The organism is Mesorhizobium kowhaii, assembly GCF_042431665.1.
In the GTDB taxonomy this organism is placed as follows: domain Bacteria; phylum Pseudomonadota; class Alphaproteobacteria; order Rhizobiales; family Rhizobiaceae; genus Mesorhizobium; species Mesorhizobium kowhaii.
The window spans coordinates 444,844-465,332 of sequence record NZ_JBHLYT010000033.1 but is presented as its reverse complement, the minus strand read 5'-3'; the positions used below and the strand labels follow the sequence as shown (position 1 = coordinate 465,332).

Below are 20,489 nucleotides of genomic sequence, written 5' to 3'. Positions count from 1 at the left end.
CGCCAGTCGTCATCCCCCGCGATACCAGGAGACGATGGTGAAACGTTCGTTGCGCGTGACCGGGGTGACCTCGTGCGTTGTTTCGGAACGAAATGCGACGAGCGAGCCCGGCAATGCCGGCATGGCGACGCGCAGGTCGGGACCGCTATAAGGTCCATGCAGGACCAGCGAGCCGCCCGCATAGGTTTCGGGCGAAGGATCGTCCGATTGGCGGTTGAGAAAGATCACCGCCGAGATCCTCCTGAACCGCGACTCGTCGTGAATGAGCGGCGTGTTGCCATCCTGGTGCGGCACGAAGAAATCGCTTCCCGATAGTGGAGGAACTGCGGCTTCTCAGCACGGCCGAGCACGACGCCGAAATGCCGCTCCAGGGCCGTCTTCTGCTCCGCCAACAGGCCATTCACCAGCACTTCGGTGGTTGCTGAGACCTCGGCGCGCGTGGTCTTGCGGACCTCAGGCCATGCCGGCTTCTGGTCGTCGCGCCCCATCAGGCCGGCCGGACGGCCGTGGGCCGCCCGAATTTCCGCGCACAGCGCGCTGCACGCTGCTTCGTCAAGCACGCCCGCGATCTCGATATGGTCGATCATAGGTCCAGCCGCCCTCTGTGCATCGCCGGATGGTCCGATCGTCGCCCTGACCGGCCGGACCGCCGAAAATCAAAAATCAGTTGAAGACGGCCTCATAGAGATAGCCGGTCGCGTCGGCTGAAATCGGTACGATGAAGATGTCGTCGGCGATGGCATCGCCGGTGAGGCGGTAGATGGCCTGCGGCAGTGCTATGTCGCGTGGCCCCTTGAACATGAGCGTGAAGCCGCCGCCGGGGCGCGGGCTGACGGCGATCTGGTGGACCGCGGTCAGCTCGAGCGAAACCGTCCTGCCGTCAATCGCGACAGTGAAAACCGACCCCACCGCCAGTTCGAAATCCGATGCCGACGCCATGCCGTTCGCCTCAATCTGTCCGCCGCCGGCGGCACTGTCGCCGCTTCGCCGCAAGCTGTCCAGAGGCCCCGGCCGGCTGCCGGCGTCGGGCCAAGTCAATTCGCCGGCGCAAACCGCAAAATACAGCAGTGCCCGTCCTTTTATGCGTGCAAGAGACACTGTAGTACTTTGCTCCTGCGCGGGATTGTTTCCAGACCAAGATCAGCGCAGCAAAACAGATCCCGGTTTTCGGGGTCCGGCAGTGGCGGCCTGATCGGCTTGCGGGAGAAGGGACGGACGATGGCAGGTGCAAAGACGGACGTGGCAAGCGATGCGATGCCGTTGTTCTATTCGACGCCGGAGGCGCTCAATCCGGTGCGGCACGGCTCGCTCGGCCTGACCGCGCGCAGCGACTTCGGCTTCGCCCGCTCGGCGCACGCCATTCCGGTGGTGGCGTCGGAAATGCCGGCGGCGATGCGCTCCTACCCGATCGTCTTCATCGGCGCGGCCAAGGCGCCGGTGATCATCACCGGCGTGCGCCAGGACGAGAACCTGTTCGTCGATGCCGACGGCAAATGGACCGGGCCGCACTACATCCCCGCCTATGTCCGCCGCTATCCCTTCATCATGGCCGAAGACCCGAAGTCGCCCGGCCGGCTGACGCTGTGCATCGACCGGGCCAGCGACCGCGTCGTCGACCAGTTGCTGGCGCCGTTCCGCGACGAAAAGATGCTGCCGTTCTTCAATGGCACCGGGGGCACCGGGGGCACCGAGCCGACCGAGGCGACCAGGCAGGCGCTCGCCTTCTGCAACCAGTTCCAGATCGATTTCAACGCCACCCGTGCGATGATCGAAAGGATCGACGCACACGGCCTGTTCGCGCCACGCCAGAGCAAGGTGACGCTCGAAGGCGGCGAGGTGCTCAACCTCACCGACTTCCAGGTGATCGACGAGCCGGCCTTCAACAAGCTGAGCGACGAGGCGTTTCTCGACCTCCGCAAATCCGGCGCGCTCGGCCTGCTCTACTGCCACCTCGCCTCGACCAACAGCTGGACATCGCTGGTCCACCAGGCATCGCTGCGGAAGGCGGACGGGGCAAAGAGCGGCTGAAGGCGTAAGCTGTAAAAGAGCTGACTAGCCGCAGCCCTCCTGTCGTGCCGACCTTCCCTGGCTCCTCGGTTAGCTTGTCGCAAGCAGTTGCTGTGCAGCCTTTGTCCTCGAGGCGTGCAACCAAGGCGTCAAGTTGTTAACAATTCATGCAATGTGGCGCAGATATTGTTGATCTGCAGCAGCATTAGAAGTGGGCAATTCTATTGCGCAATACCTCCACCGAGGCAATTGACTTGCAGCTTGTCATTCACAATGACGACCAGACGCCGTGGGAGTTCGTCGTCGATCTCGTTCGCTCGGTCTTCGACCGATCGGAGGCGGAGGCCGAGGCCTTCGCCGCAACAGTGACGCAGCAGGGAAAGGCCGTGTGCGGCAGCTATCCTTTCGCGGTCGCGAAGGCGATGCTGGATACGGCGCAGCAGCGCATCGAGGCGGCCGGTCACCCGCTTCGCATCACCGCCGGTCCTGGCGGAACCGAAGGCGCCAACGCGCCCGACCATCCGGCACAGGTTTCGCGCAACAAAAAGTTCAAGTATGCCCATGAAGCAATCGCCTGGCATTTTGCGGGACTGGCGCACGACGAGATCATCGCAACTTCCCGCCAGTTTCCCGGCCATATGCGCGCCGACGTGCAGGTGGCGCTCAACAAACTGTTCTCAACCTCGCCTGTTCGCTTCTTCGGTCTCTACGAGCAACATCGCTACGAGACGCTGACCTATGCCGCGTTGACAAAAGAAGGACAGTTCGCCGTCACCATCTCGGCTGCGCAATACCAAGATGTCGACATCGGCGAAAGCGAGCCAATAAAGTGTCTCAGCAACGGCTTGTGGCTCAATCGGGACGGCGACCTACACTACGCGGTCGTGCTGTCGTTTCACCGCGAGTACGGCCGCGAAGCCGGAACCTGCGTCGAGATCGCCGTGCCGGCCGGCGAGGATGGCGTGGCCCTGGTGGATCGCTGCTTCTCGCAGTTGGAGGCTGCCATCAATGCCGCGCGATCCTACCGCGGCAAGGTTCTCTCGCTCGAAACGGAAGCGGATTATCAGGGCCGCTCCAAAGGCGTAATGGTCCATCGCCTGCCGCACGTGCAGCGCGACGCGATCATCCTGCCGGAACAGACTCTGAAGCTTCTCAACCGCAACGTGATCCGGTTCATCGAGAGCCGGGAAGCGCTGAGACGGCTTGGGCAATCGACGCGTAAGGGCATCTTGCTCTACGGCCCGCCGGGCACTGGCAAGACGCACACCATTCGCTACCTCGCCGCGAATCTCCCTGGCCATACGACACTCATCATCACGGCCGGCCAGATGGGCCTGCTGTCGCAATATATGACCCTTGCGCGCCTGCTGCAGCCGGCTACGGTGGTGATTGAGGACGTGGACCTGATTGCCCGCGACCGCGAGAATATGGGGGGTCCGTGCGAAGAATCTCTCCTCAACACCTTGCTCAACGAGATGGACGGATTGAAGGACAATGCCGACATCCTGTTCATCCTTACCACCAACCGGCCCGAACAACTTGAAGGTGCGCTCACGGGGCGGCCAGGGCGTATCGACCAGGCCATCGAGGTGCCGCTGCCGGACGACGATTGCCGGGAGAAGCTGGTGCGCCTTTATGGCGGCGGGTTAAAACTTTCCGACAAGATCGTGGGGGAGGCAGTGGCGCGCACGAAGGGCGTCAGCGCGGCCTTCATCAAGGAACTTATGCGCCGTACCGCCCAAACGAGCATCATGCGGGGTGACGGAGAGATTGTGACCTCCCAGGATCTCGCCGAAGCCCTGGACGACATGCTGTTCACGGGCGGCCGGCTCAACGTCAGGCTGCTTGGCGGAGCAAGCGACGGGCCATCAAACTGAGCCGGCGTCGAATTGCGGGCAGGTGACAGAGACCTGCCCGTTGCCTTGGCGGAACGACGGAGTTCGAACTATCGATACTGAATGGCGCGCCCGAAGAGATTCGAACTCCTGTTGGGAATTACTGAATAGTCCTCAGGCGCAGCCCGGGCCGCGTAAATTGAGGTTGAGGGAATGCGAAACGCGACGGTGGCTGCACTCATATACGAGTTTCTATTCGACGTTTACCGGCTAATCGACGCCGAGCGAGGGCATAACGAGTGGCTGCCAGACGAACATGGCGTGGTGCGCGAAGCCTTCTATCACAGTTACATAAGCTGCTGGGAGTGGAGTACCTCCATGCTGGAGGAGGTCGGCGCCACCAAGACCCTCAGGCTGCCGCACACTAAGCAAGACCCGAACAGGAGCAGTCCGTACAGCTACCCCCTAATGAATTTGGATCAATGTCGCGTTGCGGACTTTTCAGGGTTCGAGACCTTCGACAATTATTGCTACGCAATGTTCACCTTTTACCAATTGATCGGTCAAACTTCGGGGCGTGAGGACGAGGTCAATCTGGCTGTTCGGTCTCCCCAGTTCTTGGAGACGGTCGCATCCAAGGATGATGTCTTCCTGATCGAGGACATTCATTGCGTCAAATTTAGAAGAGATCGCTTCGAGGAAAAAGTGATGACGCGTTGGCGTGAGATGCAACATCGCATATTTCGACGCAAGGACTGCGCGTAAAGCGAGCAAAAGCAGTACTCTGAGTCACGTCGAACCGCTCATCTGTGCCGGTCCAAGGGCTGTTCACCTCACGCGTTCGGCTATTGGCCGGACGAGTGCGCAGGGTCGCAGCGGATCGCCAATGTCTCGATCGTTGTGCATGGCGCGACCTGCCGGCGATCGTTCGCCGGTCAGATCATGGCGTTGGCGTGCAGGTTGCTCTCCACAACGGGTTGGCGGACCTCCCAATGCTCGACGAGCTTGCCTTCCGCTAGCCTGAAGACATCGACGATGGCCAGCCCGGCTTCCTCGGGCTCGCGCCTAGCGTGCATGTGCACGATGACGAAATCGCCGTCGGCAAAAATCCGCTTGACCTCGCCGCGCACCAGCGGAAAGGCCTGCCGGAGCTGTTGGAGATACTCACGGAAACCCCGGACGCCATCTTCTATGTTCGGATTGTGTTGCGTGTAGCTCTCGCCGAAATGAACCGAGGCGGCATCGATATCCCCCTGGTTTACCGACTTTTCAATAAAGTCGAGCACAGCGGCCTTGTTCCTCTCGTGCCTGATGTTGGAGGTTTCCGCAGACTGAAGCTGATCGTGCATGATGTCTGTCCTGTCGCTGGATGTTTGGGGGCTGGTCGCTGCACACTGACCCGGTTGACGCCGTAGCCATTGCCGGCACTTATCGGCGATAACAATGAGATAACCGATAGGCTGGGCTTGCACATTCTTATCCAGGCGTCTCAACTTGAGCGCGCCGGGTTGTGCAAAGGATGATGTGCATGGACGTGTTGTCGGATGTTCTGGCTTCCGTGCGGCTGGGAAGTGCGGTGATCGGCAGGGCCAGGTTGAGGCGGCCATGGGGTATCTCGGTCGATCCGATGCGCAATACCGCCATTCACGTCGTGCAGGGCGGCGAATGCTGGCTGCGGCTGGCTGGTGGCGGGGAGCCCATTCATTTGTCCGAGGGCGATGTGATCCTCGTCGGCAGTGGAGTGGGGCACACGCTCAGCGACCCGCCCGAAGCGCCGGCATCGCCAATAGGCGCCATGCTTTCGGCAAGGCTGAGCGACGAAGATCGGCCAGGCGAGCATGATGTGACGACGCTTCTTTGCGCAAAATATACGATGGACGGCCCGCATCCGATGATATCGCGGTTGCCGCCGCTCATTCATCTGACCCGTGCGCAGATCGCGGCGAATGAACCGCTGCGGCTGGCAACGGAGCTTTTGCGGGTCGAGGCAAGCGGCGACTTGACCGGTCATGACCTCGTCGCTCCCCGCCTTCTCGACAGTGTGCTGGTCTTCCTGCTGCGGGCCTGGATCGAAAGCCAGCCGCTCGGAACGGCCGGCTGGTTCGGCGCCCTGCGCGACAAGGGCGTGGCGCAAGCGCTGCGTCTCGTCCACGAGCGGCCGGCCGCACCCTGGACCGTGGCATCGCTGGCCGCTGGCGCGTCGCAATCACGGGCCACCTTCGCGCGGCGGTTCACGCGGCTGGTTGGAGAGCCGCCGCTGGTCTACGTCACACGATGGCGGATCAATCTCGCGGCCAGGGCCTTGCGGGAAACCAACCGGACCATCGAGGAGATCGGCCGCGCCGTCGGCTATGAGTCGTCGCCTTCGTTCTCGCAGGCTTTCACCCGCCTCACCGGCCAGGCGCCTGGCCGCTATCGCAGAAGCCTACAGTTGGCCGACGTTAAAACCAACGATCCGCGTGCCTGACCGGCAGTCCCAGAAAACGAAAAAGCCGCGGGAACCCGCGGCTTTTCGATGCTTGATTCCCTAGGAGGAAACTGGAGCGGGTGAAGCGATTCGAACGCTCGACCCCAACCTTGGCAAGGTTGTGCTCTACCCCTGAGCTACACCCGCTCACACGGCGTCTTGGCCGCAAGCCGGGCCTATATGGCTGAAGAGCGCGGCGATTGCAACAGGGAAATGTCAGGCATTTTGCAATGCGGCAGGCGATGCCGGCAAGCCGCCAGCGCTAATGCATGTCGCCCAAAAGTGGCCCCGGTTTTGGGCGACCGACATGCATAAAAACAAAGAGGCTAAAGCGCGTCGCCTGAATCCGTTCAAACGCGACGCGCTTTAGTCGGCGGGCGCGTTCACTGCCATGTCGCATGACGGTCTTGTGTCGGTCGCCCCATTGGCCGTAAACGGCTTGGCAGGAAACGGGACGAAGACGAAAACCGATGCCGAAGACCGAAGCTGACCTGATGGAATTTCTTGCCGAACTCGGGATCGCTGCCTCGACGCGGCGCCACCCGCCGCTGTTCACGGTTGCCGATTCGCAAGCGCTGCGCGGCGAAATCGCCGGTGGCCACACGAAAAACCTGTTCCTGAAGGACAAGAAGGACAATTTCTTCCTGGTCACCGTCGGCGAGGAGGCGGTCGTCGACCTGAAGCAGATCCACCAGGTGATCGGCGCCGCCGGCCGGGTCTCGTTCGGCAGGCCGGAGATGCTGATGGATCTGCTCGGCGTGGCGCCGGGCGCGGTCACGGTCTTCGGCCTGATCAACGACATTGCGGGCCGGGTCAAGGTCGTTCTCGACAAGGCGCTGATGGATCATGCGATGATCAACGCGCATCCGCTGACCAATGAGGCGACGACGTCGGTCGCGGCGGGCGACCTGATCAGATTCGTCGAGGCAACCGGGCACGATGCTGTTATCTTGAAAGTCTCCGCGTGATCGCCACATGGATGGCTTAAGTCAGATTGTCTGAAAGGCGCCTAGCCGCCGCCGGCCGCGCCACGGAAGGGTAAAGAGATGAGCGACAACAATCCGTTTGGCAGCAATGGCGGCCAATACTCCACCACCGTGCAGTATGGTGGAACCGGGGCCCCGCGCGCGAAAGTCGCGCTTGGCGAGGCGCCGCCGGCCCCTGCCGCCCCAGGGGCCACCGACGTCATCAAGGATACGACGACCGCCGCCTTTGCCGCCGATGTCATCCAGGAATCGCGCCGTCAGCCGGTGCTGGTCGATTTCTGGGCACCCTGGTGCGGGCCTTGCAAGCAGTTGACGCCGCAGTTGGAGAAGGCGGTCAAGGCCGCCGGCGGCAAGGTCAAGCTGGTCAAGATGAACATCGACGACCATCCCTCGATCGCCGGCCAGCTCGGCATCCAGTCCATTCCCGCGGTCATCGCCTTCAAGGACGGCCAGCCGGTCGACGGCTTCATGGGCGCGATCCCCGAGAGCCAGATCGCCGAATTCATCACCAAGGTCGGCGGCAAGGGTAATGGTGCGCCGCCGGTGGCCGAGGCCCTGGCCGCGGCAGCCGAGGCGCGCGAGGCCGGCGACATGCAGACCGCGGCCGACATCTACGACGCCATCCTGGCGCAGGCGCCGGATACGGTCGAGGCGATTGGCGGGCTGGGCGACCTGATGTTCGAGGCCGGTGACATCGAAGGCGCCGAGGCCTTGCTGGCAACAGCGCCGGAGGCGAAGAAGGATGCGCCGCCGCTGGCAGCCCTGCGCGCCAAGATGGCGCTGGCGGCGCAAGCTGCCGCCCTTGGCAACCCAGCCGAGTTCGAGCGTCGCCTGACTGAGAATCCCAAAGACCATCAGGCGCGCTTCGACCTTGCCATGATCCAGAACGCCAACGGCGATCGCACGGCGGCGGCCGACAATCTGCTGGCCATCATCAAGGCCGACCGCGCCTGGAACGAGGATGGTGCCAGGACGCAATTGCTGCAGCTGTTCGAGGCCTGGGGCATGACCGACGAGGCGACGCTTGCGGCGCGCCGCAAATTGTCGGCGTTGCTGTTTTCCTGAGCGGTTGTTTTGCCGTACGGGCTTGCGGCCGGCGATGATTGCGCCAGATTACCAAACTTCAATGCATGTCGCGCAAAGTGGCCACGGTTTTGTGAGAACGACATGCATAGAAACAACACCCGCTTCCCTATGGAAGCGATCGGAGGAATGAGGTGCAAGCGGGAAACGCGCATTACCGGCTCGCCAAGCATTTGCCGTCGACGATCCCGATCTTTCCGCTCGAGGGTGCGCTTTTGCTGCCGGGAGGCCGCATGCCGCTCAACGTCTTCGAGCCGCGCTATCTGCAGATGGTGGATGAGGCCATCACCGGCTCGCGGCTCATCGGCATCATTCAGCCCCGCCTCGACGGCGCGCTGCGCGAAGACGGCGAGCCGGAACTCTGCAATGTCGGCTGCGCCGGGCGCATCATTGCCCTTTCCGAGACCGGTGACGGCCGCTATCTGATTTCGCTGCAGGGCGTGTGCCGGTTCCGCATCGCCCACGAACTGACGGTCAAGACGCCGTTTCGCCAGTGCAAGCTGGCGCCGTTCCTTACCGATCTCGACGAGGACCAGGCGGCTGATGAGATCGACCGGCCATCGCTGCTCAGGGCGTTTCGCGCCTATCTGCAGGCCAATGACCTCGAAGCCGACTGGGAAAGCGTCAGCCGGGCCGAAAACGCCATGCTGGTCAACGCGCTGTCGATGATGGCGCCCTATGGGCCAGCCGAGAAACAGGCGCTGCTCGAAGCGGCGGATTTGAAGACCCGGGCCGAAACGCTGATCGCCATCACCGAAATGGCGCTGGCGCGCGAGAATGAGGACTTTGGTTCGAGCCTGCAGTAAGATGCATTGATATTCAGGTGATGCCGGCCTGCAACCGGCGGCTTCCTGCGCTTCCGGTGCTCACGTACGAAAAGTACGCTCCGCTCCGGTTCTCGGAACCCACCAGTTTCGGCTCGGCCTGACCTGAATCTCAACACATCTTAGGCCTGCAGTTGGCGAGAAAGAGGAACTGATGGCAGCGGACGGACGTGACGGGAAGAAGATCAATGTCGACCCCAAGCTGCTGGAGTTGCTGGCCTGCCCGCTGACCAAGGGGCCGCTGACCTGGGATCCGGAGCGCGGCGAACTGATTTCCAGGGTCGCCAAGCTCGCCTATCCGGTGCGCGACGGCATCCCGATCATGCTGCCCTCGGAAGCGCGGACGCTCTCCGTGGAGGATGTACTGTCGCCGCCGCGTTTGAGCGGGCCGGCTTGAGAGGCGAAGACCGCTGCGGCGCAGAAATTTGCCGGAGGCTGGCGGGACAGCGCCCCCCTCTGCCCTACCGGGCATCTCCCCCACGAGGGGGGAGATCGGCAGCTTCGCCGACCAGCCTGCCTTTCAACGTTGGAGATTCGCGAAAGCGGAGATGACGGCCAATCTCCCCCCTCGTGGGGGAGATGTCCGGCAGGACAGAGGGGGGTGCGAAGGATCGCCGGCGTTCTGCTTCGCGTTTGCCCCGGCGGCCGCGCCTACTGAAAATTGCGGCCCTTGGGCATGACCCTTTCCGCCTCTTCCGACAGCGTTGCGAGATCCTGTCCATTCCCTATCGCGGGTCGGCTGTCGCGATCCGGACCGCTGACGAGGTGTTCCGGAGGATCGGCGACCGGCAGGCTGGCCTGGCTGACCTTCTCCAGAAGCACGGTCAGCCAGGGTGTCAGGTCCTCGATCTTCTCGGCGACGATATGGATGACATCCGATTCCGATTGCAATTTGCCGGTGACGCGGACGAACCTGGCGCCCATGATGACGGGCCGATAGCGGTCGAAGGTTCTCTGCCAGATGATGATATTGGCGACGGCCTTGTCGTCCTCCAGCGTCAGGAAGATCGCGTTGCCCTTGCCGGGGCGCTGCCGCACCAGCACGAGGCCGGCGACCGAGACACGCCTGCCATCGCGCACGGATGGCAATCTGGCATTGGGCGTGACGCCAGCGCGGTCGAGCCGCTCGCGCAGGAAGGCGACCGGATGCGCCTTCAGCGACAGGCCGAGCGAGCGGTAGTCGTGGATGACATGCTCGCCGAGCGGCATTTTGGGCAGCTTCGTCTCGGGCTCCAGCTCACGCAGGCGGATATCCTTCTGGTCGAACAGCGGCAGCTTTTCAGCAGCACTCTTGCCGTCGAGCGCGCGCACCGCCCACAAGGCTTCACGACGATCAAGGCCGAGCGAACGGAAGGCGTCGGCTTGCGCCAGCCTTTCGATCTCGTCGACATCGAGGCCGGAGCGCAGCCAGACGTCCCTGACGGACTCGTAGCCTGAACCGCGCCGCTCGACGAAAGCGTCCATGCGCTCCTCCGACAGGCCCTTGATCTGGCGGAAGCCGAGCCGCAGCGCATGATTTGTCTCGATGACGCCACGCATCGAGGCATGGCGTTCGAGGATGCGGGCCGGATCGAAAGATGCTTTCTCCAGCGTGCAGTCCCAGACGGAGAAATTGACGTCGACGTCGCGGATGTCGACGCCATGATCGCGCGCGTCGCGGACGAGCTGGGCCGGCTGGTAAAACCCCATCGGCTGCGAATTCAGGATCGCGGCGCAGAACACGTCGGGATAGAAGGTCTTGAACCAGCAGGAGGCATAGACGAGCAGGGCGAAGGACGCGGCGTGGCTTTCGGGAAAGCCATATTCGCCAAAGCCCTCGATCTGCTTGAAGCAGCGCTCGGCGAAGTCCTTTTCGTAACCCTTGCCGACCATGCCGTCGATCATGCGCTGGCGGTAATTGCCGATGGTGCCGGTGCGCTTGAAGGTGGCCATGGCGCGGCGCAGTTCGTCGGCCTCGCCCGGCCTGAAGCCGCCGGCGACGATGGCGATCTTCATCGCCTGTTCCTGGAACAGCGGAACGCCCAGCGTCTTGCCGAGAATTTCCTTCAGCTCCGGCTTGGGGTATTCGGCCTGCTCCTTGCCTTGCCGGCGGCGCAAATAGGGGTGGACCATGTCGCCCTGGATCGGGCCCGGCCGCACGATCGCCACCTCGATGACGAGGTCGTAAAAAGTGCGCGGCTGAAGGCGCGGCAGCATCGACATCTGCGCGCGCGATTCGATCTGGAAGACGCCGAGCGTGTCGGCGCGGCAGATCATGTCGTAGACGTCGTCATCTTCCGGCGGCAGGGTGGCCAGCACATAGGGTTGCCCAAACGCATCCCGCGCATCTGGATAGTGATCCGTAAGCAAGGTGAAGGCGCGCTTCAGGCAGGTCAGCATGCCGAGCGCCAGCACGTCCACTTTCAGGATCTTCACCGCGTCGAGATCGTCCTTGTCCCATTCGACCATCTTGCGCTCGTCCATCGCCGTCTTGACGATGGGCACGATCTCGTCGAGCCGGTCCCTGGTGATGACGAAGCCGCCGACATGCTGCGACAAATGACGGGGAAAGCCCATGATCTCGTTGGCGCGTTCGAGCACATGCCGCGACACCGGGTCGGTGCGGTCGAGGCCGCCGGCGCGGGCTTCCTTCTCGCCGAGCTCCGAGGTCGACCAGCCCCAGATCGAGCCGGACAGCGATCCCCTGACATCCTCCGACAGGCCCATCGCCTTCGACACTTCGCGCAGCGCCGAGCGGCCGCGATAGCTGATGACGGCGGCGGCCAGCGCGGTGCGCTTGGCGCTGTATTTCGTATAGATGTACTGGATGACGGTTTCGCGTTTTTCATGCTCGAAGTCGACGTCGATGTCGGGCGGTTCGTTCCTCTCCTCGGAAATGAAGCGCTCGAACAGTGTGTCGATCCGCTCCGGCCCGACTTCGGTGATGCCGATGCAGAAGCAGACGATCGAATTGGCGGCCGAACCACGCCCCTGGCAGAGGATATCCTGGCTGCGGGCGAACTTGACGATGTCGTAGACGGTCAGGAAATAGCGGGCGTAGTTGAGGCGCTCGATCAGAGCGAGCTCCTCCTCGATGCGCTTGGTCACGGACGCAGGCACCCCCGCCGGATAACGGTTGGCCGCCCCCTCCCGCGCCAATCGTTCCAGCTCGGCCTGCGGCCCGAGACCTGATTCCGTCGGCTCGTCGGGGTAATTGTACTGGAGGTCGCTGAGCGAGAAGGTCAGCTCCTGCGCAAAGCGCAAGGTCTCGGCCAGCGCCTGCGGATGCCCGCGGAACAGGCGCGCCATTTCCATCGGCGGCTTCAAATGGCGCTCGGCATTGGCGGCCAGCTGCAGCCCGACGTCGGCGACGGGCGTGTTGAGGCGGATCGCGGTCAGCACGTCCTGCAACGGACGCCGCTCAGTCGTGTGGTAGAGAACGTCGTTGGTCGCCATCAGCGGGATGCCGGCACTTTCGGCAAACGCCGCTGCCTGCTCGATCCGGAAACGGTCATTGCCCGCATAGTCCGGCGAAACGGCCAGACGGAGATTCCTCCCGAAACGACCCTTGAGCTGGCGAAGCAGAGCGAGACTGTCTTCCGTCCCCGCCGTCAGATCGGGCAGGACCGCCAGCGACATCAGATCCCCCCATTCAAGCAAGTCACTGCGCTGGAGAAGGGTGGCGCCCTTTTCGTTCTCGTCGCGCAGATTGGCTTGCGTCAGCATGCGGCAGAGATGCCCCCAGCCCTTGCGGTCCTGCGGATAGGCGAGAATGTCAGGGGTGCCGTCGCCAAAAACCAGCCGGCAGCCGGGATGGTAGGAGAGCGTCTCGACCTTGGCCTGCTGCCAGGCGCGGACCACGCCGGCCACCGTGTTGCGATCGGCAAGCCCGATCGCGGAAAAGCCGAAAAGCTTGGCGGCGACCACCAGCTCCTCCGGCTTGGAGGCGCCGCGCAGGAAGGAGAAATTCGACTGGATGCCGAATTCGGCATAGGGAATGACGGTCAGCGCGTTCATGCGAAGACCCCGTGCATGAACCAGCGCGGCGGCACCTGGGTGCCGCCATAAAGGCCCTGCCGGTAGAGCCAGTAGCGGCGGCCGTCGGCATCCTCGATGCGGTAATAGTCGCGCGTCGATGCCGCCTCGTCGCTCGCGGCCTCGCGCCACCATTCGGCGGCAATGCGTTCCGGCCCCTCGGCGCGCATCACCCGGTAGAGCGCGCGCCGCCAGCGGAAGTTCAGCGGCGGGCCCTCCGGCATTTCGGTGGCCGGCACCTCGATGGGTTCGGGCGAGCGGAACAGACGGATCGGCCGTTCCGGCGGGAAGATGGTCATCGGCGCCTGCAGCCGGTCCGGCTTCTTCGGCGGCGTGGTCCGGCGCGGGGCCGCGGTGAAGGGGATTGTCGCAACCGCACGCTCCGGCAGATGGCTTTCCACGGTGATCGGCTGCAGGACCGCGCCCTCGCCGAGCCTTGCGCGGATGCGGTCGGCGAACAGCGCGATATCGGCGCCGTCGTCGGTCACTTCGCCGGCAAGGTCGGCCTGCTGCATGTCGAAAGCGGCGGCCGTCAGCACCGAGAGCCGCACCAGATCGAAGCCATAGCCGGCATCGATATCCTGTTCGAGCGCGGCCAGCCTTTCATGGAACAATTTCTGGATCAGCTGGGGTTCGCGCATCGGCCGCGAGGTGCCGATGGCGATGCGGCTGACGGCGCCGTCGACGCGAAAGAGCAGCAGCGCCAACGTCCTGGCACCCTCGCCGCGACGCTCGAGGTCGGTCTTCAATGCCGCCGCCAGCATGCCCACCAGCCGTTCGATGTCCTCGGTCAGGGTGACGGGCTCGGAGAGATGGCGTTCGACCGAAAGCGGTGCGACGGGAAGGCGCGGCGACACCGCCTCGTCGAGGCGGCCAAGCGCCTGGTCGAGGCGCAAAAGCAAGGAGGCGCCGAAGCGGCGGGCAAGCGGCGCGCGCGGTGCCGCCATGACGGCGCCCGCCGTGCGCAGGCCGACACTTTCCAGGCTGGTGCGGATCGCCGGCTCGATGCGCAGTGCTGCCAGCGGCAAGGGCGCCAGCAGCGCCTCCTCCTCGCCGCCTGCGACAATACGGTCGCCGGAAAAGCGTGCCGCCGCCCAGGCAGCGCCCGGTGTCGCGGCAAGTCCGGCGCGGACATCGAAACCCTGATGGAAAAAGCGCGACAGGATATCGTCCAGCATGGCGCGTTCGCCGCCGAAAAGATGGGTGCAGCCGGTGACGTCGAGAAACAGGCCGTCTGTCGCGTCCAGCGCGACCAGCGGGGTGTAGCGGTCGCACCAGTCGGCAAGGCCTTCAAGCAGGCGGCGGTCGGCCTGCGGATCGGCCTCGACGATGTCGATCGTCGGATGCATGGCGCGCGCATCGGCGATGCCCATGTCGCGTTTCAGGTGCAGCGCCTCAGCTCGCTCGTCGAGGGCTGAGATGCGCTGCGCGTTCCCACGGCGATGGCTGATCACCAGCGGCAGGTGATCCGACGGCCGGGAACGCCAGGACCGCCCCAGACGCTGCCGCAGGATCCTTTCCACTGCCAGATAGGGAAACCACAGGGACAGGATTCTTTGCTCTTTCCTCGCCTCTTCTTTCCTCGCCTCTTCTTTCGTCGCCCCATCTTTCGTCGAATGCGCGTTCATCGGGATTCCACTCCAGTGTGAATTGTCCAGGCAGGGCCGTGCGGCTCTTGCCGATGGTGAGGGTGAAGGCCGGGCGGCCGATCGAGCCGGCGAGTGGCCCGGCGATGGTGTGGCGTGGCACTGACGGCGCCGACGCGACGATGAGACGAACCGGTGCGGCCGTCGGTTCGGGCTCGGCGGCCTGCCGCAGCAGGAACACCGGCCGGCCGGCACTCTGCGCCCGGGCATGCAGCCGGCGCGTCGCGGTCAGGCCGAGCCGCTGCGGATTGCCGCGGATCTCGAGGATGACGGCCGCGAGCGCCGTCATCCTTGCGGCCTCCTCGGCGACCCACAGCGCATCGACAAGTTTTGGCGCCTCGGAAAACAGCAATTGCTCGGGTTCGATGCCGAACGAGGCATGAAGCCCCCTCGCATAGGGAAACCCCGCCTCGCGAAAAATCTCCGATGTGCCGATCCACAGCACCGGCAGCCCTTGCGTCTGCTTGAGGATCAGGCTTGCGAGCGACAAAGCGAAGCCGGCGACGGCTCCGGCATCGCGGGTTTCAATGCCATGGATTTCGCTCAAGGCAGCTTTCGGCAGGCCACCGCTCAGGGCGGTATCGAGCCGCTCGACGCCGGTGGGCAAGAACGCATCCGGCAACGCCGCGGCAATGCCGCGCCGGACAATTGTGACATCGGTGTTGGAGGTGACATTGGTGCTGACGCCAGCATCAGGGGTCGCCGCGACCGGCGCCTGCAGGCGCTCGGGCAACGTTCCCTCGATCTTCGCGATCTGGCGGCGCAGGGCAAAAACAGTCTCCCGCGCCACGGCGGTCATCGCCATGACGGTCAGCTTCCACTCACAATTGTTCCTGTTATGTTCCTATAGATTCCAGAGGGGACCCCAAGAGTCAAGCAGAGTCATGGGGAATTTATTCCTCTGCATTCGGCCAGTAGCCTGAAGGCGGGAGTCGTCGTGACGAAGCGATAGGCGTTTCCGCTCATCGCCAAGGTACGAGGTCCGTCAAGGCAAGCACCACCGACCCCATCGTCGAGAAGCTAGCGCTGGCTGCCGAAGGCGAGCCGTGCCGCAAGCCCTGCAAAGACGGTTCCCAGAAGAATCTGCGGCGCCCGCCGAAACCGCGTGCGCCTCGACAAGGCTGCACCGATCCGGCTTGCGGTCAGGATGACCAGGCCATTGACCACCAGTCCGATCAGGTTGAGCACGGTCGCCAGCACCAGGATCTGTGCCGCCACCGAGCCGGACTGCGGCTGCACGAACTGTGGGAACAGCGCCAGCACGAACAGCGCCATCTTCGGGTTGAGCAGGTTGGTCAGCAAGCCCTGCCGGAAGATGCGGCCTTGCGAGTAGCGCGGCAGGCCGGCGACCGGTGCAAACGCTGTTCCACCGGAGCGGAACGCCTTCCAGGCGAGATAGGCGAGGTAGGCCGCGCCAGCATAGCGGACGATGTCGTAAGCGATGGGTGCGGCAAGGAACAGTTGCGACAGGCCGAAGGCGGCGGCCAGTGCATGGCAATAGGTGCCGGCGGCGATGCCGGCATAGGTCGCCAGGCCCGAGGGGCGCCCCTGGCTGGCGCTGCGGGAGGCGATCAACAGCATGTCCGGCCCCGGCGTCGCGGTCAGGGCGAGGCAAGCAATCGCGAAAAGTCCAAGAGTGGAAAGGTCCGGCATGAGAACTCCCTGTTACATGGCCGGAACTGACCCCTACGCGATTCCCCCGCGGCGGCAAAGCATCTGAACCAGGAATTGCCGCGCCATTTGCCGATTCCGGCGCGAAAGCCTATATGCCGGGATCAAAGGACAAAGCATGGCCCGCATCTACAAGACCCGCACCTGGCACGACGAACTTTCGCCCTCGATGGAGGAAATGGAGTTCCTGGCGCTGGAGGCTTACGCGCATCTGCCGGAGGATTTTCGCAAGCTGACCGGTGAGATCGTCATCCAGATCGCCGAGTTCCCGACCGACGAGATCATGGACGATCTGTCGCTGGAAACGCCGTTCGACCTGCTCGGCCTGTTCGAGGGACGCGGCATCGCCGAGCGCTGGAACCCGCAGACCGGCGAGGGCCCGAACCGCATCACGCTCTACCGCCGCGCCATCCTCGACTACTGGTCCGAGAACGAAGAGACGCTGGGCGACATCGTCACCCACGTGCTGATCCACGAGATCGGCCACCATTTCGGCCTGTCGGATGACGATATGGAAAAGATCGAAGAGGCTGCGGAGTAAGGCCCTATGCTTCGTCATCCCAGGGCGAAGCAGGAGCGAAGCTCCGTCGCGAAGACCCTGGGATCCATGCCGTGACGTTGGTGCAGTGCTCCGGCAGAACAGAGCCGGGCGGCCATCCCGATCGTCGGTCTGATCGCACCAATCCTCGTCCGTCGTGATTTTCGGCGGAGGTAGCGGCATGGATCCTAGGGTCTCCGCAGTCGCTTCGCGACTACTACGCCCTAGGATGACGAAGGAAGGAAAAGCTCAGTGAAAGCCTACCAATCACTCAGCTTGGTGTCCGGCCCGTACTCCTGGCCGTCGATATCCTTGACCACGGCCTGGCCGCAGCACATCGTCTTGGCTTTCTTGTCGTAGGCATAGGTCGGCGAGCCGAACAGGTGCCAGCCCTTGTTCAGGGCCGCCGTCACCTTGTGGCAGAAGCTGGCATCGTCCGGGCCAGTCAGAAAGCGGTAGAGTTTCATGTCTCAAGTCCTGTCGTGAGTACCTTAGCCGGCAAGCATGGGCATGATATCATGCGCCGATGGCGGCCGCCTTCGCCAGCAGTTTTTCAGCCTGCGCCAGGTGCAGCCGCTCAACCATCTTGCCATTCAGCGCGATCACGCCTTTGCCGGCATTTTCCGGAAGCGCAAAGGCATCCTTCACCAGGCGCGCCGCGGCCACTGCCTGCGGGGACGGCGCGAAGGCCAGGTTCGCCGCTTCGATCTGGGCCGGGTGAATGAGGCTCTTGCCGTCGAACCCCATGGCGGCCGCTTCCGTGCATTCATGGGCGAAAGCGTCGAGGTCGCGGAAATCGTTGGAGACGCCGTCGAGCATGTCGAGGCCGCCGGCGCGCGCGGCCAGCACCATCTGCATCAGCCACGGCACGAGATAACGCCGGTCGGGCGTTGCCAGAACGCCGGTGTCGTTGAGCAGATCATTTGTTCCGGAAACGAAACAAGCCAGGCGCGAAGCCGGATCGCGGCCGAGTTCGGCAATGGCGCCGATGTTGAGCAGCGCCTTGGGCGTCTCGATCATCGCCCATAGCTTCACGCTGTCGGGGGCAAAATTGTCGTCGAGCACGTCGCCGGCCTCGAGCAGGTCGCGCGGCGTGTCGACCTTGGGCAACAGGATGCCGTCGGGCTCGCAGCTTGAGGCAGCCAGCAGGTCATCGGCGCCCCATTCGCTGGCCAGCGCATTGATGCGCACCACCATCTCGCAGCGCCGGCCAATGTGGTTGGCAACTGGGCGGTTGGCGAAAATGCCGGCCAGTTTTTCACGCGCGGCGATCTTGTCGACCGGGGCCACGCCGTCTTCCAGGTCGACGATGACGGCATCGCAGGCAAGCTGCGCGATCTTGGCCAGCGCCTTGTCGTTGGAGGCCGGGATGTAAAGCACCGAGCGGCGCGGGCGATAGGTTTCCATGGCTGATCTATGCCGTCTGTGGTTGGTCGAGGCAAGCGCGCAGGGCAATCGCTTTTGAGTCCACCAATTGTCAGAGTTGGCGCCGCCCCTCATTACCCTGCCGGGCATTTCTCCCCGTAAACGGGGAGAAAGAGGCTGTCCGCATCTGCTGCGCCCAATTGGCGAAACCATCGACAACAGCGCCCCTCGCCCCGTTTACGGGGAGAGGATGCCGGCAGGCAGGTGAGGCAGCGCCAACCTGCAGCGTTTGCCCTGCACGAAAACTGCACACGCTTGCGGAAAACCTCCTCGGATACGCCCCACCGTCTCCCGGCCGGTCTGCGAGACAGGCGGCATGCAACAGCGAGCAAAACCCCGTTGGTCCCTTCCCTACCGGTTGCGCAGCGAAGGCTGGTGGCTGATCGATCCGCCGCGCGCGAATCCCGTGGCGATCCTCATCCCTTTTGCCCGCAAGTGCCCGCCAACCGCCCGGCCGGAAGCGACCAGGAGGGCCAGGTCATGACAGCATTCTTCTCTGCCGCGCCGAGCTATTGCGCCCGTCTCGGTGTTGCCGTGGTGCTGGTCGCGCTGGCGGATTTTCTCTTCTACGGCCAGCCCGCCGGCATCACGGTTTTCCTGTTCGCCATCCTGATGGCCGCCGCGGTCGTCGCCGTGCATCCCGCTGCCTTCAGCGACGGCAGGCTGTGGCTCAAGCCCGTCGCGCTGCTTGTCGCGTTGCTGCCGCTTGCCGAAAACGTCAGCGCCCTGTCGGTGTCAACAGCGCTTGCGGCCATGATCGTCTTCGCGCTTTCGCTCAGCGGACGTCTGCGCCATCGCATCGCCCGCATTGCCGGCCAGATCGCGCTGTTCGGGCTGGCGGTGCCGTTCCGGCTCATTGGTGATTTCATCCGCTGGCGCAAGACGGCGCGCCGGTTCGGCCGGCGCCGCGTCCGGCTGGCGGCGATCGCCGTCTGGGTGATGCCGCTGACGCTCGGCGCGGTCTTCCTGGCCCTGTTCGGCGCCGCCAATCCGGTCATCGACTACTGGCTGTCGCTGATCGACCTTCTGAAGCTGCTCGATCTCATCCAGCTCACGCGGATTGCCTTCTGGCTGTTCGTGCTGGCCTGTGTCTGGGCCTTTCTGCGGCCACGCCTGCCTCGCCTGTTGCGCCGCATCCCGCGCGCGATGCCGCCAGCGGCGGTCAGCGCTCAATCCGAGAAAACCGTCACCACCATCGAGGACATCCTATTCGGCGTTTGCGCTGCAGACCGGTCTCGACGCCACCTATCTGTGGGGCGGGGTGGCGCTGCCCGACGGGCTCAGCTACGCGGCTTACGCGCATCGCGGCGCCTATCCCTTGATCGTCACCGCGCTGCTTGCTGCCGGCTTCGTGCTGGCGGCGCTGCGGCCCGGAAGTGCTGCATCAGCCGATCCGCTCATCCGCCGGCTGGTCTATGCCTGGGTGGCGCAGAACATCATGCTGGTCATCTCGTCGATCCTGCGGCTCGACCTCTATATCGGCATCTATGCGCTGACCTACTGGCGCGTCGCCGCTTTCGTCTGGATGGGGCTGGTGGCGGCCGGCCTTGCCCTGATCATCGCCCGCATCGCGCTTGGAAAATCCAATGAATGGCTGCTGTCCGCCAATCTTCTGACGTTATCTCTGACGCTTTATGCCGGCTGTTTCATCAACTTCGCCGCGCTGATCGCCAATTACAATGTCGACCATTCCCTCGAAATGACCGGCCTGGGCATCTCCCTCGACGCCTGGTATCTGCGCTCGCTCGGCCCGGGCGCGTTTCCGGCACTCGATCGCTTCCTCGATCATCAGAGCCGGACGGCTGCCGCCAACGATCCCGTCTTTCGCGAACTGGCGGGGCTGCGCGGCAGCGACGAAGGCTGGTATCGCACCCTCCAGCAGAGCTGGCGGGCCTGGAGCTTTCGCGACTGGCGGTTGCTTGCCTATCTCGACACGAGGGGCCCTGTCGTGGTTCCTGACGCCAGCAAACCTTACGTGCCGGGCCGCTGATCC

The 20,489-nt window shown here is 63.9% G+C and carries 20 protein-coding genes, 1 tRNA gene and 1 pseudogene; 10 read left to right on the top strand and 12 right to left on the bottom strand.

The window, feature by feature from the left end; genetic code table 11:
- Positions 1-9 precede the first annotated feature (9 nt).
- From ACFFNA_RS21855 to ACFFNA_RS21845, 3 genes are all read right to left on the bottom strand, one after another.
- Entirely contained in the window at positions 10-294 is a 285-nt protein-coding gene (locus tag ACFFNA_RS21855) for a 2OG-Fe(II) oxygenase (RefSeq protein ID WP_378921509.1), read from the bottom strand.
- Positions 225-587 carry a hypothetical protein gene (locus ACFFNA_RS21850; RefSeq protein ID WP_378921507.1) on the bottom strand — a complete coding sequence of 121 codons (363 nt, stop codon included), beginning with the start codon at positions 585-587 and terminating at the stop codon, positions 225-227. Before ACFFNA_RS21850 ends, ACFFNA_RS21855 begins: the two co-directional genes overlap by 70 nt.
- Positions 588-663: 76 nt before the next feature.
- Positions 664-939, bottom strand: coding sequence for a DUF6916 family protein (locus ACFFNA_RS21845; RefSeq protein ID WP_378921505.1), 276 nt, complete (start codon positions 937-939; stop codon positions 664-666).
- 279 nt (positions 940-1,218) lie between these two features.
- Here ACFFNA_RS21845 and ACFFNA_RS21840 point away from each other — a divergent pair, with 279 nt between their 5' ends.
- The 3 genes from ACFFNA_RS21840 to ACFFNA_RS21830 all read left to right on the top strand — a co-directional run bounded on the left by ACFFNA_RS21840 (position 1,219) and on the right by ACFFNA_RS21830 (position 4,607).
- Positions 1,219-2,028 carry a SapC family protein gene (locus ACFFNA_RS21840; protein ID WP_378921503.1) on the top strand — a complete coding sequence of 270 codons (810 nt, stop codon included), beginning with the start codon at positions 1,219-1,221 and terminating at the stop codon, positions 2,026-2,028.
- A gap of 203 nt (positions 2,029-2,231) precedes the next feature.
- Entirely contained in the window at positions 2,232-3,884 is a 1,653-nt protein-coding gene (locus ACFFNA_RS21835; RefSeq protein WP_378921501.1) for an ATP-dependent Clp protease adaptor ClpS, read from the top strand.
- Positions 3,885-4,055: 171 nt separating this feature from the next.
- Positions 4,056-4,607: a hypothetical protein gene (locus tag ACFFNA_RS21830; protein WP_378921499.1), complete on the top strand. Its 552-nt coding sequence runs from the start codon at positions 4,056-4,058 to the stop codon at positions 4,605-4,607.
- Positions 4,608-4,777: 170 nt separating this feature from the next.
- Here the strand turns inward: ACFFNA_RS21830 and ACFFNA_RS21825 are convergent, their stop codons facing one another.
- On the bottom strand, positions 4,778-5,191 hold the full coding sequence (locus ACFFNA_RS21825; RefSeq protein WP_378921497.1) for a nuclear transport factor 2 family protein: 414 nt from the start codon (positions 5,189-5,191) through the stop codon (positions 4,778-4,780).
- 179 nt (positions 5,192-5,370) lie between these two features.
- On the opposite strand from ACFFNA_RS21825, the gene ACFFNA_RS21820 reads away from it, so the two are divergent.
- Positions 5,371-6,309, top strand: coding sequence for an AraC family transcriptional regulator (locus ACFFNA_RS21820; protein ID WP_378921495.1), 939 nt, complete (start codon positions 5,371-5,373; stop codon positions 6,307-6,309).
- Positions 6,310-6,381: 72 nt separating this feature from the next.
- Here ACFFNA_RS21820 and ACFFNA_RS21815 read toward each other — a convergent pair.
- Positions 6,382-6,456 (bottom strand) — tRNA-Gly (locus tag ACFFNA_RS21815).
- 323 nt (positions 6,457-6,779) lie between these two features.
- On the opposite strand from ACFFNA_RS21815, the gene ACFFNA_RS21810 reads away from it, so the two are divergent.
- The 4 genes from ACFFNA_RS21810 (at position 6,780) to ACFFNA_RS21795 (ending at position 9,599) form a co-directional block, all read left to right on the top strand.
- Positions 6,780-7,277 (top strand): prolyl-tRNA synthetase associated domain-containing protein, encoded by a 498-nt coding sequence (locus ACFFNA_RS21810; protein WP_378921493.1) that lies wholly within the window; start codon positions 6,780-6,782, stop codon positions 7,275-7,277.
- Between the two features lie 78 nt (positions 7,278-7,355).
- The gene (trxA, locus tag ACFFNA_RS21805) at positions 7,356-8,360 is read left to right on the top strand and encodes a thioredoxin (RefSeq protein WP_111544063.1); all 1,005 of its coding nucleotides are present in this window, start codon (positions 7,356-7,358) and stop codon (positions 8,358-8,360) included.
- Between the two features lie 152 nt (positions 8,361-8,512).
- A complete protein-coding gene (locus ACFFNA_RS21800; protein WP_378921491.1) occupies positions 8,513-9,184 on the top strand; it encodes an LON peptidase substrate-binding domain-containing protein in 672 nt (223 codons plus the stop codon).
- Positions 9,185-9,356: 172 nt separating this feature from the next.
- The gene (locus ACFFNA_RS21795) at positions 9,357-9,599 is read left to right on the top strand and encodes a Trm112 family protein (RefSeq protein WP_378921490.1); all 243 of its coding nucleotides are present in this window, start codon (positions 9,357-9,359) and stop codon (positions 9,597-9,599) included.
- A gap of 254 nt (positions 9,600-9,853) precedes the next feature.
- Here ACFFNA_RS21795 and ACFFNA_RS21790 read toward each other — a convergent pair whose 3' ends face one another.
- The 4 genes from ACFFNA_RS21790 to ACFFNA_RS21775 all read right to left on the bottom strand — a co-directional run bounded on the left by ACFFNA_RS21790 (position 9,854) and on the right by ACFFNA_RS21775 (position 16,515).
- A complete protein-coding gene (locus ACFFNA_RS21790; RefSeq protein WP_378921488.1) occupies positions 9,854-13,198 on the bottom strand; it encodes an error-prone DNA polymerase in 3,345 nt (1,114 codons plus the stop codon).
- Positions 13,195-14,670: a DUF6504 family protein gene (locus ACFFNA_RS21785; RefSeq protein WP_378921486.1), complete on the bottom strand. Its 1,476-nt coding sequence runs from the start codon at positions 14,668-14,670 to the stop codon at positions 13,195-13,197. The genes ACFFNA_RS21790 and ACFFNA_RS21785 overlap by 4 nt, the downstream gene beginning before the upstream one ends.
- Positions 14,612-15,667 (bottom strand): ImuA family protein, encoded by a 1,056-nt coding sequence (locus tag ACFFNA_RS21780; protein ID WP_378921484.1) that lies wholly within the window; start codon positions 15,665-15,667, stop codon positions 14,612-14,614. The genes ACFFNA_RS21785 and ACFFNA_RS21780 overlap by 59 nt, the downstream gene beginning before the upstream one ends.
- A gap of 215 nt (positions 15,668-15,882) precedes the next feature.
- A complete protein-coding gene (locus ACFFNA_RS21775) occupies positions 15,883-16,515 on the bottom strand; it encodes a LysE family translocator (RefSeq protein WP_378921482.1) in 633 nt (210 codons plus the stop codon).
- A 136-nt stretch (positions 16,516-16,651) separates the two neighbouring features.
- Between ACFFNA_RS21775 and ACFFNA_RS21770 the strand changes: the two genes are divergently transcribed.
- Positions 16,652-17,074 carry a metallopeptidase family protein gene (locus tag ACFFNA_RS21770; protein ID WP_111544069.1) on the top strand — a complete coding sequence of 141 codons (423 nt, stop codon included), beginning with the start codon at positions 16,652-16,654 and terminating at the stop codon, positions 17,072-17,074.
- Positions 17,075-17,331: 257 nt separating this feature from the next.
- Here the strand turns inward: ACFFNA_RS21770 and ACFFNA_RS21765 are convergent, their stop codons facing one another.
- From ACFFNA_RS21765 to ACFFNA_RS21755, 3 genes are all read right to left on the bottom strand, one after another.
- Complete coding sequence (locus tag ACFFNA_RS21765) at positions 17,332-17,538, bottom strand: DUF1737 domain-containing protein (RefSeq protein ID WP_023763029.1); 207 nt, start codon at positions 17,536-17,538, stop codon at positions 17,332-17,334.
- Positions 17,539-17,587: 49 nt separating this feature from the next.
- Positions 17,588-18,478, bottom strand: coding sequence for an HpcH/HpaI aldolase/citrate lyase family protein (locus ACFFNA_RS21760; RefSeq protein WP_378921479.1), 891 nt, complete (start codon positions 18,476-18,478; stop codon positions 17,588-17,590).
- Positions 18,479-18,847: 369 nt separating this feature from the next.
- Positions 18,848-19,135, bottom strand: coding sequence for a hypothetical protein (locus ACFFNA_RS21755; RefSeq protein WP_378921701.1), 288 nt, complete (start codon positions 19,133-19,135; stop codon positions 18,848-18,850).
- Here ACFFNA_RS21755 and ACFFNA_RS21750 point away from each other — a divergent pair.
- Positions 19,031-20,486, top strand: a pseudogene (locus tag ACFFNA_RS21750) (DUF4153 domain-containing protein). The gene ACFFNA_RS21755 and the pseudogene ACFFNA_RS21750 sit on opposite strands and share 105 nt — an antisense overlap.
- Positions 20,487-20,489: the final 3 nt, after the last annotated feature.

Excerpts from the sequence above, each read along its gene's own strand:
- ACFFNA_RS21825 (WP_378921497.1), bottom strand. The coding sequence starts at position 5,191 with ATGCACGATCAGCTTCAGTCTGCGGAAACCTCCAACATCAGGCACGAG.
- ACFFNA_RS21845 (WP_378921505.1), bottom strand. The coding sequence starts at position 939 with ATGGCGTCGGCATCGGATTTCGAACTGGCGGTGGGGTCGGTTTTCACT.
- ACFFNA_RS21770 (WP_111544069.1), top strand. The coding sequence starts at position 16,652 with ATGGCCCGCATCTACAAGACCCGCACCTGGCACGACGAACTTTCGCCC.
- ACFFNA_RS21840 (WP_378921503.1), top strand. The coding sequence starts at position 1,219 with ATGGCAGGTGCAAAGACGGACGTGGCAAGCGATGCGATGCCGTTGTTC.
- ACFFNA_RS21755 (WP_378921701.1), bottom strand. The coding sequence starts at position 19,135 with ATGCACGGCGACGACCGCGGCGGCCATCAGGATGGCGAACAGGAAAAC.
- ACFFNA_RS21765 (WP_023763029.1), bottom strand. The coding sequence starts at position 17,538 with ATGAAACTCTACCGCTTTCTGACTGGCCCGGACGATGCCAGCTTCTGC.
- ACFFNA_RS21830 (WP_378921499.1), top strand. The coding sequence starts at position 4,056 with ATGCGAAACGCGACGGTGGCTGCACTCATATACGAGTTTCTATTCGAC.
- ACFFNA_RS21775 (WP_378921482.1), bottom strand. The coding sequence starts at position 16,515 with ATGCCGGACCTTTCCACTCTTGGACTTTTCGCGATTGCTTGCCTCGCC.
- trxA (WP_111544063.1), top strand. The coding sequence starts at position 7,356 with ATGAGCGACAACAATCCGTTTGGCAGCAATGGCGGCCAATACTCCACC.
- ACFFNA_RS21790 (WP_378921488.1), bottom strand. The coding sequence starts at position 13,198 with ATGAACGCGCTGACCGTCATTCCCTATGCCGAATTCGGCATCCAGTCG.
- ACFFNA_RS21810 (WP_378921493.1), top strand. The coding sequence starts at position 6,780 with ATGCCGAAGACCGAAGCTGACCTGATGGAATTTCTTGCCGAACTCGGG.
- ACFFNA_RS21850 (WP_378921507.1), bottom strand. The coding sequence starts at position 587 with ATGATCGACCATATCGAGATCGCGGGCGTGCTTGACGAAGCAGCGTGC.
- ACFFNA_RS21820 (WP_378921495.1), top strand. The coding sequence starts at position 5,371 with ATGGACGTGTTGTCGGATGTTCTGGCTTCCGTGCGGCTGGGAAGTGCG.
- ACFFNA_RS21780 (WP_378921484.1), bottom strand. The coding sequence starts at position 15,667 with ATGGCGATGACCGCCGTGGCGCGGGAGACTGTTTTTGCCCTGCGCCGC.
- ACFFNA_RS21795 (WP_378921490.1), top strand. The coding sequence starts at position 9,357 with ATGGCAGCGGACGGACGTGACGGGAAGAAGATCAATGTCGACCCCAAG.
- ACFFNA_RS21760 (WP_378921479.1), bottom strand. The coding sequence starts at position 18,478 with ATGGAAACCTATCGCCCGCGCCGCTCGGTGCTTTACATCCCGGCCTCC.